General features: G+C 72.2%; 17 protein-coding genes. 9 read left to right on the top strand and 8 right to left on the bottom strand.

Annotation, left to right across the window (positions count from 1 at the left end):
- Window positions 1-15 precede the first annotated feature (15 nt).
- Complete coding sequence (locus tag ACWEVS_RS33905; protein WP_449914454.1) at window positions 16-378, bottom strand: DsrE family protein; 363 nt, start codon at window positions 376-378, stop codon at window positions 16-18.
- A gap of 92 nt (window positions 379-470) precedes the next feature.
- Between ACWEVS_RS33905 and ACWEVS_RS33900 the strand changes: the two genes are divergently transcribed.
- The 4 genes from ACWEVS_RS33900 to ygfZ all read left to right on the top strand — a co-directional run bounded on the left by ACWEVS_RS33900 (window position 471) and on the right by ygfZ (window position 2,947).
- On the top strand, window positions 471-959 hold the full coding sequence (locus ACWEVS_RS33900; protein ID WP_354914087.1) for an FABP family protein: 489 nt from the start codon (window positions 471-473) through the stop codon (window positions 957-959).
- A complete protein-coding gene (locus ACWEVS_RS33895) occupies window positions 956-1,252 on the top strand; it encodes a DUF2470 domain-containing protein (protein WP_449914449.1) in 297 nt (98 codons plus the stop codon). Before ACWEVS_RS33900 ends, ACWEVS_RS33895 begins: the two co-directional genes overlap by 4 nt.
- 332 nt (window positions 1,253-1,584) lie before the next feature.
- Window positions 1,585-2,004, top strand: coding sequence for a Fur family transcriptional regulator (locus tag ACWEVS_RS33890; RefSeq protein ID WP_449914448.1), 420 nt, complete (start codon window positions 1,585-1,587; stop codon window positions 2,002-2,004).
- Window positions 2,005-2,008: 4 nt separating this feature from the next.
- Window positions 2,009-2,947, top strand: coding sequence for a CAF17-like 4Fe-4S cluster assembly/insertion protein YgfZ (ygfZ, locus tag ACWEVS_RS33885; RefSeq protein WP_449914446.1), 939 nt, complete (start codon window positions 2,009-2,011; stop codon window positions 2,945-2,947).
- 78 nt (window positions 2,948-3,025) lie between these two features.
- On the opposite strand, the gene ACWEVS_RS33880 is transcribed toward ygfZ, so the two are convergent.
- From ACWEVS_RS33880 to dtd, 4 genes are all read right to left on the bottom strand, one after another.
- Complete coding sequence (locus ACWEVS_RS33880; RefSeq protein ID WP_449914443.1) at window positions 3,026-3,511, bottom strand: hypothetical protein; 486 nt, start codon at window positions 3,509-3,511, stop codon at window positions 3,026-3,028.
- A 13-nt stretch (window positions 3,512-3,524) separates the two neighbouring features.
- Complete coding sequence (locus ACWEVS_RS33875; RefSeq protein WP_354914077.1) at window positions 3,525-4,169, bottom strand: response regulator transcription factor; 645 nt, start codon at window positions 4,167-4,169, stop codon at window positions 3,525-3,527.
- Complete coding sequence (locus ACWEVS_RS33870) at window positions 4,160-5,383, bottom strand: histidine kinase (RefSeq protein ID WP_452554769.1); 1,224 nt, start codon at window positions 5,381-5,383, stop codon at window positions 4,160-4,162. The genes ACWEVS_RS33875 and ACWEVS_RS33870 overlap by 10 nt, the downstream gene beginning before the upstream one ends.
- 79 nt (window positions 5,384-5,462) lie before the next feature.
- Window positions 5,463-5,888 (bottom strand): D-aminoacyl-tRNA deacylase, encoded by a 426-nt coding sequence (gene dtd, locus ACWEVS_RS33865; protein ID WP_452554767.1) that lies wholly within the window; start codon window positions 5,886-5,888, stop codon window positions 5,463-5,465.
- A gap of 97 nt (window positions 5,889-5,985) precedes the next feature.
- Between dtd and ACWEVS_RS33860 the strand changes: the two genes are divergently transcribed.
- The gene (locus ACWEVS_RS33860) at window positions 5,986-6,897 is read left to right on the top strand and encodes an asparaginase (RefSeq protein ID WP_452418064.1); all 912 of its coding nucleotides are present in this window, start codon (window positions 5,986-5,988) and stop codon (window positions 6,895-6,897) included.
- Window positions 6,898-6,916: 19 nt separating this feature from the next.
- Here the strand turns inward: ACWEVS_RS33860 and ACWEVS_RS33855 are convergent, their stop codons facing one another.
- Window positions 6,917-7,501: an ankyrin repeat domain-containing protein gene (locus tag ACWEVS_RS33855; RefSeq protein ID WP_354914069.1), complete on the bottom strand. Its 585-nt coding sequence runs from the start codon at window positions 7,499-7,501 to the stop codon at window positions 6,917-6,919.
- Between the two features lie 239 nt (window positions 7,502-7,740).
- On the opposite strand from ACWEVS_RS33855, the gene ACWEVS_RS33850 reads away from it, so the two are divergent.
- Both ACWEVS_RS33850 and ACWEVS_RS33845 read left to right on the top strand, forming a co-directional pair.
- Entirely contained in the window at window positions 7,741-8,775 is a 1,035-nt protein-coding gene (locus tag ACWEVS_RS33850) for a sensor histidine kinase (protein WP_449914434.1), read from the top strand.
- Window positions 8,772-9,392 (top strand): response regulator transcription factor, encoded by a 621-nt coding sequence (locus tag ACWEVS_RS33845; protein WP_354914065.1) that lies wholly within the window; start codon window positions 8,772-8,774, stop codon window positions 9,390-9,392. The genes ACWEVS_RS33850 and ACWEVS_RS33845 overlap by 4 nt, the downstream gene beginning before the upstream one ends.
- Window positions 9,393-9,423: 31 nt before the next feature.
- Here the strand turns inward: ACWEVS_RS33845 and ligD are convergent, their stop codons facing one another.
- Window positions 9,424-10,389 (bottom strand): non-homologous end-joining DNA ligase, encoded by a 966-nt coding sequence (ligD, locus tag ACWEVS_RS33840; RefSeq protein ID WP_449914432.1) that lies wholly within the window; start codon window positions 10,387-10,389, stop codon window positions 9,424-9,426.
- Between the two features lie 178 nt (window positions 10,390-10,567).
- Here ligD and ACWEVS_RS33835 point away from each other — a divergent pair, with 178 nt between their 5' ends.
- Window positions 10,568-12,163 (top strand): DUF2207 domain-containing protein, encoded by a 1,596-nt coding sequence (locus tag ACWEVS_RS33835; protein ID WP_452554764.1) that lies wholly within the window; start codon window positions 10,568-10,570, stop codon window positions 12,161-12,163.
- Between the two features lie 52 nt (window positions 12,164-12,215).
- The gene (locus ACWEVS_RS33830) at window positions 12,216-12,887 is read left to right on the top strand and encodes an ankyrin repeat domain-containing protein (protein WP_449914429.1); all 672 of its coding nucleotides are present in this window, start codon (window positions 12,216-12,218) and stop codon (window positions 12,885-12,887) included.
- Here the strand turns inward: ACWEVS_RS33830 and ACWEVS_RS33825 are convergent.
- Entirely contained in the window at window positions 12,871-13,605 is a 735-nt protein-coding gene (locus ACWEVS_RS33825; RefSeq protein WP_354914058.1) for an alanyl-tRNA editing protein, read from the bottom strand. The genes ACWEVS_RS33830 and ACWEVS_RS33825 overlap by 17 nt on opposite strands.
- Window positions 13,606-13,723 lie beyond the last annotated feature (118 nt).

Here is a 13,723-nt window from a genome sequence, read left to right as displayed (position 1 = left end):
CGGGGGCGCCGGCGGTCAGTAGACGAGGGCCTGCGCGCCCTCGGCCACGGCCTCCTCGACGAACGTGGGCGCTCCCGCGATCCGCACGCCGTCGATGAGATCGTCGACGGTGATGTCGCGCCTGGCCGCGCACTGGGTGCAGACCGTGACGCGGCCCGCCGCGAGCACGGCGTCGAGCAGGTCCTCCAGCGGGGCGGCGTGCGGCAGGCTGAACTCCTTGGCCCTGCCGGGAAGGGCGAACCAGGACGCCTCGCCCGTCAGCCACAGCGAGACGGGGACACCGCTCGCCAGCGCGGCGGCCGCGACCGTGAAGGCCTGGTTGCATCGCTCGGGGGCGTCGGCTCCCGCGGTGACCTTGATGACCAGTGATCGTGCCATGAGGGTCAGCCTAGACCGAAGCGCCCCGGACGTCCGCACCCGGTACGCCGGCGCAGGCGGGACACCCCGTGGACGGCCTAGGCTTGCGAGACATGGAAGAACCTGAAGTGCATCCCGACCTCGAGCCCATCGCCTGGCTGCTCGGCAGGTGGGAGGGCGCGGGAGTCGGCGGCTACCCGACGATCGAGAGCTTCAACTTCGGCCAGGAGATCGAGTTCGGCCACAACGGCAAGCCGTTCCTGACCTACGTCAGCCGTACGTGGCTGCTGGACGAGTCGGGCGGGAAGGTGCGCCCGCTGGCCACCGAGACCGGCTACTGGCGCCAGCAGCCCGACCGCCAGCTGGAGGTGCTGCTCTCCCACCCGACGGGCATCGTCGAGATCTACGTCGGCGAGGTCGTGTTCCACAAGATCGAGCTGCGCACCGACGTGGTCGCCCGCACCGCGACCGCGAAGGAGTACACCGCGGGGCACCGCCTCTACGGCCTGGTCAACGGCAACCTCATGTGGGCCTACGACATGGCCGCCGAGGGGGTCGCGCTGACCTCTCACATGTCGGCCGAGCTGAAGAAGGTGGCATGAGCGGCCCTTTCACCCCTGACGTCGTCGAGGCGATCAAGCGGCACATGAACGACGACCACGCCGCCGACGGCCTGCTGATCGTGCGGGCGCTCGGCGGGCGTCCGGCGGCGACGACGGCGACGACCAGTGACGTGGACGCCGAGGCGATCGAGTTCACGATCGACGGCGGCGAGCGGGTGCGGGTGCCGTGGGGTGAGACGCTGACCGAGCGCCCCCAGGTACGGCTCGCGGTGGTCAGGCTCTACAACGAGGCGTGCGCCAGGATGGGCGTCCAGCCGCGCGGCGAGCACTGACGCGTTCGCGGAGGACGACGGCTCGCGGGCCCGGACATGGGAAAGGGCCCCGAGCCTTCTCCGCCTGCGGTCAGGCGGGCCGGATGGACCACAGGCAGGGCCGCACCCTGCCGTCCGGCTGCTCGGAGCCCCGGTGGCTGCCTCGGATTCGCCTTCGCGTCGCGAGACCTCCAGACCTGGTCCGGATGGTTCCGCGTCGCTAGCGGACAGCCACCTCGCTAGCCCAACTATGAATCACCATTGTTTGGACCACCTCCTTTCCGCGTGCCTTCAAGTTATGCGGCGGCTTCGGTAACGGGCAAGCGATTATCCGGCGGCCGTAGACTCGGGACATGACCGAGACCGCATGGCACGAGGAGCTCCGGGCCAAGGGCTACCGCGTGACTCCGCAACGTCAGCTGGTCCTCGAGGCGGTCAAGGCGCTCGAGCACGGCACGCCCGAGGAGATCTGCGCGAAGGTCCGGCAGACGGCTCGCGGGGTCAACATCTCCACCGTCTACCGCACCCTCGAACTGCTCGAAGAGCTCGGCATGGTCACCCACACCCATCTCAACCACGGCGCCCCGACCTACCACCTGGCCACCGAGGCCGACCACTTCCACCTGGTGTGCAGGGTCTGCGGCGAGGTCAGCGAGGTCCGCCTGGAGCTGACCGACGGCCTGGTCAAGGGGCTCGACCACGAGATGGGGTTCGAGACCGACATCCGGCACCTGACCGTCTTCGGCCGGTGCCGCACCTGCCGGGTAGCCTGACGGCATGCGTAGCCCTCTGCTGGATCTCCCCGGCGCCGTCGCGGCCGAGGCCCCCGACGCCGACGTGGCCGCCCACTACGGTGACCTGTTCGCCGAGCAGCGCGCGCTGCTGAAGGGCGAGGCGGTCGTCGACCGCAGCAACCGTGAGATCGTGCGGATCGCCGGTGCCGACCGGCTGAAATGGCTCAACGACCTCACCTCGCAGAAGCTCGACACCCTGCAGCCGGGCGTGTGGACCCAGACGCTGCTCCTCGACCTGCAGGGAAGGGTGGAGCAGCACCTGACGCTCGTCGACGACGGCGCGGCCGTGCTCGCCCACGTGGAGCCTGGCGCGTCGGCCGCGTTGATCGACTATCTCGACCGCATGCGGTTCATGCTCAGGGTCGAGGTGTCGCTCGCCGACGAGCTGGCCGTCCTGTCGACCGCCGACGAGGACGTCCTCGTGCCGCGTGCCGAGCTCGGCGACCATCTGGGCAGGCCGCTGGCCGGGCTGTGGGCCTACGAGGCGTTGCGCATCGAGCGGCACCGGCCGCGGCTCGGGCTCGACACCGACCACAAGACGATCCCGCACGAGGTGGGCTGGATCGGCGCGGCCGTCCACCTGACCAAGGGCTGCTACCGCGGGCAGGAGACGGTCGCCCGCGTCCACAACCTGGGGCACCCGCCGCGCCGCCTGGTGTTCCTGCACCTCGACGGCAGCGTCGACACCCTGCCGCCGCACGGCGCGCCGGTGGTGCTCGACGGGCAGGACGTGGGCTTCGTCGGGTCCTCGGCCCGCCACCACGAGCTGGGGCCGATCGCGCTGGCCCTGGTCAAGCGGACGGTGCCGGTCGACGCGCCGCTGCTGGCCGGCGGCGTCGCAGCCGGCCAGGAGGTCGTCGTGCCGCCGGACGCGGGCCGCAACGTGTCGATCGACCCGGCGCTCCGCCGCCGCATCCGCTGACCGCCCGCCCTGTCCGGTACGGCGCGCCGTGCCCGGCCCTCCCGGTCCGGCACGGGCGGGCCGCACGCGCGCACGGTGTCACAGCTGGACGCACTTGCCGGCCGGGCAGGTGAGCGAGCGGGGCGTGCCGTTCAGCATCACCGTGGTGCCCTCGGGGACCGCGAGCGTGTAGACGGCGCCGCACCCCGGCGTCTCGCAGACGAAGACGGCCCGTAACCACCGGCCGTTCCACGACTCCTCCTGGTGGCGGGAGCCCACGCTCCACGTGGACTCCCGCCTGATCGCCAGCTCCCCGTGCTTGCCCTGGACGACCTTGACGTCGACCTCGCCCGACGCGTCGAGGACCACCTCCGGCGTGGTGAGCTCGTAGACGTTCTCGGTGACCTCCCTGGTGCGGGTGGAGATCAGGGAGGTCTCGGCCGACGCGTCGGGCGCGGGGATGTTGAGGCCGAACGCCGTCCCGACGCCGACGATCGAGCCGAAGGCGAACAGACCGCCGACGACCAGCCACACCGTGCGCGTTGACGAGCCTTCGTCCGACTTCGATGACCACGGCTTCCGCATGGGCGAGCCCCCTTCAGACCTTGAGGAAGCGCAGGACGGCCAGGACCCGCCGGTGGTCCTTGTCGTCGGCGCCGGACAGGCCGAGCTTGGCGAAGATGTTGTTGATGTGCTTGCCGACCGCGCCCTCCGAGACGACCAGCGCCTCGGCGATGCCGGTGTTGGAGCGGCCCTCCGCGATGAGCGCGAGCACCTCGCGCTCCCTGCGGGTGAGCTGGTCGAGCGGGTCGCTGCGGCCGCGCAGCAGAAGCTGGGCGACCACCTCGGGGTCGAGCGCGGTGCCGCCCGCCTCGACCCTGCGCAGCGCGGCGACGAACTCGGTGACGTCGGCGACCCGGTCCTTGAGCAGGTAGCCGACCCCGGTCGTCTCGGTCGACAGCAGCTGGCTGGCGTAGCGCTCCTCGACGTACTGCGACAGCACGACGATCGGCTGCCCCGGCCGCTGGCGGCGCAGCACGAGGGCCGCGCGCAGCCCCTCGTCCCTGTGCGAGGGCGGCATCCGCACGTCGGTGATCACCAGGTCGGGCGCGTGCTGCTCGACCGCGCGCAGCAACTCCTCGGCGTCGGCCACCGCGGCCACGACCTGCATGCCCGCCGAGCCGAGCACCCAGGTCAGGCCCTCCCTCAGCAGCACCGAGTCCTCGGCCAGCACTACTCGCATGGAAGCTCCACTTCGATCGTCGTCGGTCCGCCCGCCGGGCTGTCGATTCGCAGCCGTCCGTCCACGGAGCCGACCCGCTGCGCCAGGCCGCGCAGGCCGGTGCCGCGCTCGGGCGCGGCCCCGCCCTTCCCGTCGTCCTGGACGGTCACCCGCAACCGATCACCTCTGCGGACGACCGTGATCGCGGCGTCGGCCGCCTCGGCGTGCTTGGCGATGTTGGTGAGCGCCTCCGACACGACGAAGAACGCCACCGCCTCGATCGTGGGCGAGGCACGGTCCGCGACGTCGACGCTGAGCCGTACGGGGAGGGGCGCGCGGGCGGCCAGGCCGGACAGGGCCGCGTCGAGGCCCTCGTCGGTCAGGACGGCGGGGTGCAGGCCGCGGACGAGGTCGCGCAGCTCCTTGAGCGCCTGCTTGGCCTCCTCGTGGGCCTGGGCGATCACCTGGCGGGCCGGTTCCGGCAGGTCGGTGAGGGTGGCGCGGGCCATGCCGAGGTTCATGGCGAGCCAGACGAGGCGCTGCTGGGTACCGTCGTGCAGGTCGCGCTCGATGCGGCGGCGCTCGGCGTCGGCCGCGTCGATCACCTCGGCGCGGCTCTCCCGCAGCGTCTCCACCCGCTGTGCCAGCTCGTCGCTGATGCTCGGGCCGAGCAGCGCCTTGCCCGCGATGATGTCGACCCAGGCGAACGCCCTGGCCACGAGGGGTCCGGCGACGAACAGGCCGACGGCGATCACCGCGAACAGCACGCCGAGCCACCAGTAGGCCGCCAGGGCGAAGGTGCGGGCCGACAGGATGGCCAGGGTGATGGTGCCGCCCCAGGCGATGAGCAGGGCGGTCGCGCCCAGGCCGTTGAGCAGCGGGCAGAGCAGGTGGTAGGCGATCTGCCGCCACGTGCTGAGCGCCTTGGCCTGGCCGACCAGCCAGGTGAGCGGGTTGCGGGGCGGCCACGCCCGCGGCACCGGCGCGATCGTGACGTCCAGGTAGGCGGAGAAGCGGGACCGCTGCAGGGCGGTGAGGTACGGCAGCGCCCAGAACAGCACGCCGACGGCGATCACCGGCACGACCACGGTCCAGACCAGCAGCACCGACGCGAAGACCAGGGCGATGATCACGCCTGCCGTGAGGGCCCCGGCCAGCAGGCCCATCGCCACGTGCAGGGTGCGCAGCCAGGTCGCCGCTCCCCATAAGGAGCGGATCCGTTGCCAGATGGTCATGCGATCAACGGTAGGGGGAGGGGCGCCTTCCGGACATGGGCGAGCCATCCGGGAAAAAGGTGAGGCTGGCCCTACCTGCTCACAGGTCGATGACCAGCGTGATCGGGCCGTCGTTGAGGAGGGAGACCTTCATGTCGGCGCCGAAGCTGCCGGTCTCCACGTGTGCGCCGAGCGCCCTCAGCTCGTCGACGACCGCCTGGACCAGCGGCTCGGCGACCGGTCCCGGCGCGGCGGCCTGCCAGGTGGGGCGGCGGCCCTTGCGCGTGTCGCCGTACAGGGTGAACTGGCTGATGACCAGCAGCGGGGCGCCGATGTCCGAGCAGGACTTCTCGCCGTCGAGGATGCGCAGGCCCCACAGCTTGGCGGCCAGCTTGCGCGCTTCGGCGGGGGTGTCGGTGTGGGTCGCGCCGACCAGGACCATCAGGCCGGGCTCGTCGATCGCGCCGACCGTCCGGCCCTCGACGACGACGGAGGCGTGGCTGACCCGCTGGACGACTGCTCGCATGACACCCCATTGTGGCCCACCGCCGTGGCGTCCAGGAGCGCGGCCCTCCGCGCGCCCGGCGGGGCCGCGGCTACACTCGTCGCGAAAGGGAGGGGAAATGTCGCTTGTTGTGGAGGTTGTCCGGTCTGGGTTCGTGGAGTCCACGCACCAGGTCCGGATGCTGGCGGTGGCCGCCGACGGGACCCCGGTCCGTGTCCATGGCGCCGTCGACGCGCTGGCCTCGCCGCGCTCCTCGATGAAGCCGCTCCAGGCGCTCGGCATGCTGCGCCGCGGCCTCGACCTGGACGGCGAGCTGCTCGCGCTGGCCTGTGCCTCCCATGCGGGCGAGCCCTTCCACGTCGACGGGGTCAGGAAGATCCTCGCCGGCGCGGGGCTCGACGAGAGCGCCCTTCTCTGCCCCGAGGACCACCCCGAGGACAGGAGCGTGACCGGCAAGGCGCGCGTCTACATGAACTGCTCGGGCAAGCACGCCGCCATGCTCGCCACCTGCGCCGTCAACGGCTGGCCGGTGGAGACCTACCTGGACCCCGCGCATCCGCTGCAGCGGGCCGTCAGGGAGACGGTCGAGGAGCTGACGGGCGAGCGCGTGGCCGCGACCGGCGTGGACGGCTGCGGCGCGCCGCTGTTCTTCGTCTCGATGGTGGGCGTGGCCAGGGCGTTCAGGGCCTTCCCGCTGGGCGGTCCCGGCTCGCCGGAGCGGCGCGTCTACGAGGCCGTGATCGCCCATCCCGAGTGGACCTCGGGCACCACCCGGCCGGAGGTGGCGCTGATGCGGGCCGTACCGGGGCTGATGGTGAAGGCGGGCGCCGAGGGTTTCGACGCCTTCGCCTTCGCCGACGGCCGCGCGGGCACCGTCAAGGTCGAGGACGGGACGTCGCGGGCGCGGGTGCCGGTCACCGTGGCCGCGCTGCGCGCCCTCGGTCTCGAGGCGCCCGAGCTCGACGCGCTGGCGGTCCCGCCGCTGCTGGGCGGCGGGCGTCCCGTCGGCGAGGTACGGCTGCGCGCCTGAGCGGCCGCCGCTGCCGAGGTCAGGCCTGCCGGAGGAGTTCCGCCACCTCGTGCTGCCCCTTCTTCTCGGCGTGCCGCAACGCGGTCACGCCGTCGCGGTCGGCCAGCTCGGGGTCGGCGCCCGCGGCCAGCAGCAGCCTGACGATCTCCTGGTACGGCGGCCCGCCGTCGCCCAGGATGACCGCCTCCAGCAGTCCGGTCCACCCGAGGTCGTTGACGTGGTTGACGTCGATGCCCGTCTTGAGCACCTCGCGCACGTAGTCGACGTGCCCCCGCTCGCACGCGGGGATGAGCGAGACGCCGCCGTAGCGGTTCCTGACCGTCAGGTCGGGCTTGGCGGGCAGCAGCGCCCGCATCATGGCCACGCTGCCCGTCACGCCGGTGACCAGCCACGGGGTGTCGTGCTGGGCGTCGAGGGCGTTCGGGTCGGCGCCCGCGGCGACCAGGATCTCGGCGACCTCCACGTGGTCGGCGGCGCTTGCCAGCAGCAGGGCGGTGCGCCGCTGGCTGTCGCGCGCCTCCAGGTCGGCCCCCTCGGTGACGGCCTCTCTGACGGCGGCGGCGTCACCCGTGGCGGCGGCGGTGAGCAGTTGTCCGTTGAGCACATTTGATCCTTTCATGCAAGGACGCGAGGATTGTGGTCGGGATTCCGCGCCGCACGCCGCGAGCCCGAGGGCGGCCGCCGCGGCCAGCACCGCTCGCCGGCTCAACCACACAACTGGGTCCATACCACCACCATGCCTCCCGGAAAAGGGCGGCTCATCCCGCGAACGGTCGGCACCGGGGGAAGAAAACGGCGGAGCCGTACGTCAACCGAAAGGCTGATGTGACGACAGGAGGAGCGGTGGAACGCGTCTGGCTGAACAGGGCCATGCACGTCGGGTTCTTCCTTCTGCTGGCCGCCTCGGCCTCCAGGCTGCTGGTCAGGCACGGGCTCAACGGCGAGAGCATCACGAACGTGAGCCTGGCCGCCGTCCTCGGCGCCGTCTACGCCGCGGGCGTGGTGTTCTGGCGGCCGCTCGGCCAGCGCGGCCGGCTGGTCTGGCTCGCCGCCGTGCTCCTGCTCTGGCTGGTGCTGGTCGAGATGGCGCCGTCGTTCTCGTGGTGCGCGATCCCGCTGTTCTTCATGTGCCTGCGGCTGCTGTCGCCGCCGCTGGCGATCGTGGCCGCCACCGTGCTGACGGCCGCGGTGATCGTCTCCCAGATCTACCTGGCCGACCGGTTCGATCCGAGCCAGGTGCTCGCGCCCGTCGCGGTGGCCGCGATGACCGTGGTCATCTTCTGGGAACTGCGGCGCGCGGGCGTCCTGGAGGAGAGGGAACGGCTCAGCCGCGAGATCCACGACACGATCGCCCAGGGCCTGACCAGCCAGCGCATGCTGCTGCAGGCCGCCGACCGGGCGTGGACGGCCGACCCCGACCGTGCCCGCGGGTACCTGCGCCAGGCCATGGCCCTGGCGGGCGACAACCTGGAGGAGGCGCGGCGCCTCGTCAGAGACCTCGGTCCCGCCGAACTGGCCTCGCGGTCGCTGCCCGACGCGCTCAAGGCGATCAGCGACGACTTCCGCCAGGAGGGGGCCGAGTATCCCCTCGACCCCAAGACGCAGGCCGTCCTGCTCAGAGTGGCGCAGGGAGCGCTGGCCAACGCGCGCGAGCACGCCCACGCGAGCAGGGTGGTCGTCACGCTGTCCTACCTGGAGGGCGAGGTGACGCTCGACGTGTTCGACGACGGTGTGGGCTTCGACCAGGCCGTCTCCGGGCCGGGGCGCGGGTACGGCCTGCGCGCCATGCGCGACCGGCTGGCCGAGGTGGGCGGCACCCTGGTCGTCGAGAGCGTGCCGGGCGAGGGCACGGCCGTGGCTGCGAGGATTCCGCTGTGAAGCTCTTCCTGGTGGACGACCACCCCGTGGTGCGGGCGGGAATCGCGGCCCTGGTCGGCGGTGAGCCCGACATGGAGATCGTCGGTGAGGCCGGCACGTCGCAGGAGGCGGTCAGGGGGATCGCCCTCAGGCAGCCCGACGTCGTGCTGATGGACCTGCAGCTCGGCGAAGGAGCCGACGGCGTGGAGACCACGCGGCTGGTCCGCGCGCTACCCAACGCCCCGCAGGTACTCGTGCTGACCACCTACGAGACCGAGGCGGACATCGTCAGGGCCATCGACGCCGGGGCGACCGGCTACGTGCTCAAGGCCTGCCCGCCCGACGAGCTGTTCCAGGCCATCAAGGCGGCGGCCAGGGGCGAGACCGTCCTGTCGCCGAAGGTGGCGACGCGGATGATGCGCCGCATGCGCGACCCCGGGCCCGCCCTCACCGCCAGGGAGATCGAGATCCTCGGGCTGCTGGCCAAGGGGGCGGGCAACAAGGAGATCGCCAAGGCGCTGTTCATCACCGAGGCGACCGTCAAGACCCACCTGGTCCACGTGTACGGCAAGCTCGGCGTCGACACCCGCACGGCGGCCGTCACGGCGGCGGTCGAGCGCGGCCTGATCCGGCTGTGAACCACCCCGCGCGGCCTCCCGCGAACTCCTCCTACGAGGCCTGGGGGACCCGCACCTCCTCCGGCCGCTTGTCCTCGCGCAGGCCGCGCCACGAGGGGTGCCGCACCCGCCCGTCCGGCGTCCACTCCGCGTAGCGGACCTCCCCGACCAGCGCCGCCTCCACCCAGTGCGCGCCCCGGGCGTGCTCGGGCGGCACCCCGGCCACGGGCGGGTCGGGCCGCTCCAGCGGCCGCAGCCGCGCCTCCAGATCGGCCAGCATGCGGTCGGTGAAGCCGGTGCCCACGTGCCCGGCGAAGACCAGCCGCCCCTCGGCGTCGTGCACGCCGAGCAGCAGGGATCCGATGGTCCCCGCCCGGCGGCCCTCACCCGGCTTCCAGCCGCAGATGACGACCTCGAGCGTGGCGAAGTTCTTCACCTTGGTCCAGTCGGCCGAGCGCTGCCCCGGCCGGTAGGGCGAGCCGAGCCGCTTGGCCACCACGCCTTCGAGTCCGAGTGACTTGCTGGCCGCCACCGCGTCCTGGCCGGCGCCGTGGAACCACACGGGCACCTGCCAGCGCGCACCCGGCGTGACCGTCTCCTCCAGCACCTCCCGGCGCTGCGTGTACGGCAGGCCGACCACGCTGACCGCGTTGATGTGCAGCAGGTCGAACAGCATGAACGTCACGGGCACCGACCTGACCAGCTCCGCGATCTTCGCCGGGTGGCGCTGGTGCATCCGCGGCTGCAAGGCGGCGAACGAAGGGCGGCCCGCGGCGTCGAAGGCGACGATCTCCCCGTCGAGGACCAGGTCGTGGCCGCCCACCGCGCCGCCCAGCATGCGCAGTTCTGGGTAGGCCACGGTGACGTCCTTGCCGTTGCGCGAGACCAGCCTGACCGCCCTGTCCTCGACGTAGGCCACCGCCCTGACCCCGTCCCACTTCATCTCGTAGCCCCAGTCGCCGGCGACCGGCAGCGATCCGGCCTTGGCGAGCATCGGCTGGTAGGGCGGGAGTGTCATCGGGACACCTCCGGCGTGGGCGGTCGTGCCGTACCGACGATGAAACCCCGTCCGGGCCCGCGCGTACAGGCCTGCCGCGCGGCGCCGTGAATCGCCCTCACACCCCGAACCATCGCATTCCCCCTGGTCAGGGCGTACCCATTCAGAGCGTCTGTGCCAACCGCTACGATCGGCCGCCATGACGGGTATCAAGGTCGCCTTGGCCGCTTTCCTGCTCGGCGCGCTCTCCATGACGGCGCCGTCGGGGGCGATCACCGACGAGGTGACGATCGAGCTCGGCAAGGGCGGCGTGCTCCATGTGAGCGAGAAGATCAGCGGCGCGGGCGGCGAGGTCAAGCGGACCTTCCTGAGCCGCACCCGCTACGACGACTCCTTCGACCGGCTCTACCGGATCTCCAACGTCAAGGGCGGCACGCTCGCGGGCGACGTGCTGACCATGAAGGGCGACGGCACCGTCTCCTACGACGTGACCGGCGCCGTCACCCAGGCCGGCGGCGACGAGGAGCTGCGCTGGTTCGCCGTCGGCGGCTGGAACGTCCCGGTGGAGAAGGCCACGGTCAAGGTCACAGGCCCGGCCTCGATCCAGAACCTGTCGTGCTTCGCCGGCGACCTGACCTCGGCGATCGGCTGCACGTCCGCCTCCATGGACCACACCGGGGCGCGCGCCGACTTCGAGCAGCAGCGGCTCAACGCCGGCCAGGCGCTGACCGTCGTCGTCGGCTTCCCCCAGGGCTCCAGCGGCGGCGAGCCGATCCTGGCGCGGCGCTGGACGCTGGCCTCGGCGTTCACGCTCGACCTGGTCACCGGGGGCGCCCTGGCCGGGCTGCTGGTGCTGCTGCTGGGCGGGGTGGGCCTGCTGTGGTGGACGCGCGGCCGCGACGCCCGCGTCGTCGGCCACGAAGGGGGCGCGGTCGCCGCCGTCCAGGACGGCCACTTCACCCCGCCCGACGGCGTACGGCCCGGCCAGATCGGCACGCTGATCGACGAGCAGGCCGACGTGATCGACGTGACGGCCACCATCGTCGACCTCGCGGTCCGCGGCTACCTGCGCATCGACGAGCAGCCCCGCCAGACCTACGACGCGCCCGACTGGCTGCTGGTCAGGCTGCCGAACGCGCCCGTCGGCTCGCTCATGCCGTACGAGAAGGCGCTGTACGACGCGATCTTCGACGGGCGTGACGTGGTGCTGCTGTCGCAGCTGTCCGGCTCCTTCCACGCCCACCTCGGCGAGGTGCGCGACGCCCTCTACGCCGACGTCGTGCAGCAGGGCTGGTTCGCGCGCCGTCCCGACGCCGTCCGCACCCGCTGGACCACGATCGGCCTCGTGCTCTGCTTCCTGGGCGTGGCCGCGACCGTGGCGCTGGCCTGGTTCACCACGTACGGCCTGCTGGGGCTGGCGGTCGTCATCGCGGGGGCGGCCCTGGCGGTGGGCGGGCAGTCGATGCCGGCCAAGACCGCCAAGGGGTCGGCCGCGCTGGCCCACACGCTGGGGTTCCGGCAGTACCTGCTGGCGGGCGACCTCGGCGCCGTGCCCGAGCAGCACCGGGTCGAGCTGTTCTCCCGCTACCTGCCGTACGCGGTGATCTTCGACGGGGTCGAGCACTGGTCGCGGGTGGTCGCCTCGGTCACGGGCGACGGGCAGGAGGCCGACAACCTCTACTGGTACCACGGGCCGGCGGAGTGGGACCTGTCGAAGTTCGCGGGCTCGATGCGGACCTTCACCACCACGACGTCGGGCGCGATCTCCTCGACCCGCCAGTTCCGCTCCCTCTGACGGCCCGGGCCGGGGCTCGACGGGACACCCGTCATGATCGAGAATGGCCGGCATGGACGTTGACGACCCGATCGCCGTCGCCGTCGTCGCGGCGATCCACGCCGGTGAGGCCGCCGAGCTGGAGCGCCTGCTGACCGCCCATGAGGGGCTCGCCCGCGAGTGGCTGGAAGGGCGCGACGGGACCAGGCGTTCGCTGCTGCACGTGGCCACCGACTGGCCCGGCAATCGCCCCGGCGTCCGGCGCACGATCGAGCTGCTCGTCGCGCACGGGGCCGACGTCGGCGCGCGCTTCGCCGGCCCGCACACCGAGACGCCGCTGCACTGGGCGGCCAGCAACGACGACGTCGAGGCCCTCGACGCGCTGCTCGACGCGGGCGCCGACATCGAGGCCACGGGCGCGGTCATCGCGGACGGCACGCCGATCACCGACGCGGTGGCCTTCGGGCAGTGGAAGGCCGCGCGGCGCCTGGTCGAACGCGGCGCGTCCGTGGCGGCGCACGAGGCGGCGGCGCTCGGGCTGCTCGACCGGATGGTCGAGCCGTACGATCTCGACCTGGCCTTCTGGTTCGCCGCCCACGGAGGGCAGCGCGACATCGCCGAGTATCTCCTCCACCGCGGCGCCGACCCGGCCTGGTTGCCCGACTGGGAGCCGCTGGACGCGGCGGGGGCGGCCAGGCGCAACGGGTTTGGCGAGCTGGCCGACCGGCTCAGTCGGAGATCGTGATCCGCAGGCGGCGGAAGCCCCTGCCCTTGCTCTCGATCTTCGCCACCTTGATCCGGCCGATCTGCTTGGTGGAGGCGACGTGGGTGCCGCCGTCGGCCTGGGTGTCGAGGCCGACGATGTCGACGATGCGGACGTCCTGCACGTGCTCGGGCACCAGGTTGGTGGCCGTGCGGATGATGTCGGGAATCGCGAACGCCTGCGCGCGCGGCAGCACCCGCACGTCGATGCGCCGGTCGGCGCCGATCTCGGTGTTGCAGGCGGCCTCGACCGCCTCCTTGAAGCCCGGTGGCACCTCGGGCAGGTTGAAGTCCATCCGGGCGGAGAACTCCTCCATGTTGCCGCCGGTGACCAGCGCGCCGTAGTCGCGGAAGACCACCCCGCACAGCACGTGGAGCCCGGAGTGGGTGCGCATGAGCGCCGAGCGCCGCTCGTCCGCCACGGCTCCGGCGACGACCGTGCCGACGGGTGGGACGGGATCGCCCTCTGCCGGGATCAGGTAGAGATCGTCGCCTTTGCGTACCCCGGCGATCCGGGTTTCCACCCCCTGCCAGAGAAGAACTCCCTGATCGGCCGGCTGGCCGCCGCCGCCCGGATAGAATGCCGACTTGCTCAAGACGATCCCCTCTGGCGACGAGTCCAGGACGACCGCCTCGAACGAGCGCAGGTTCTGGTCGGAGAGTTCGAGCCGTTGCGTGCGCCCGTGGAGATCGAAGGTCATGTCGGCAGCCTAGAACCCCTGAGGTGGTCATGCGCGGCCTGCTGCGTCGTCGTCTGCTCGCATCGGCCGCCACGGTAATCGGGATATGTCCCGCTATTGCGGGGTGCAATGGTGCTGC

This window comes from Nonomuraea sp. NPDC003754, from assembly GCF_053605785.1.
The sequence above is the reverse complement of the archived record's forward strand: the minus strand, read 5'-3'. Positions and strand labels throughout refer to the sequence as shown.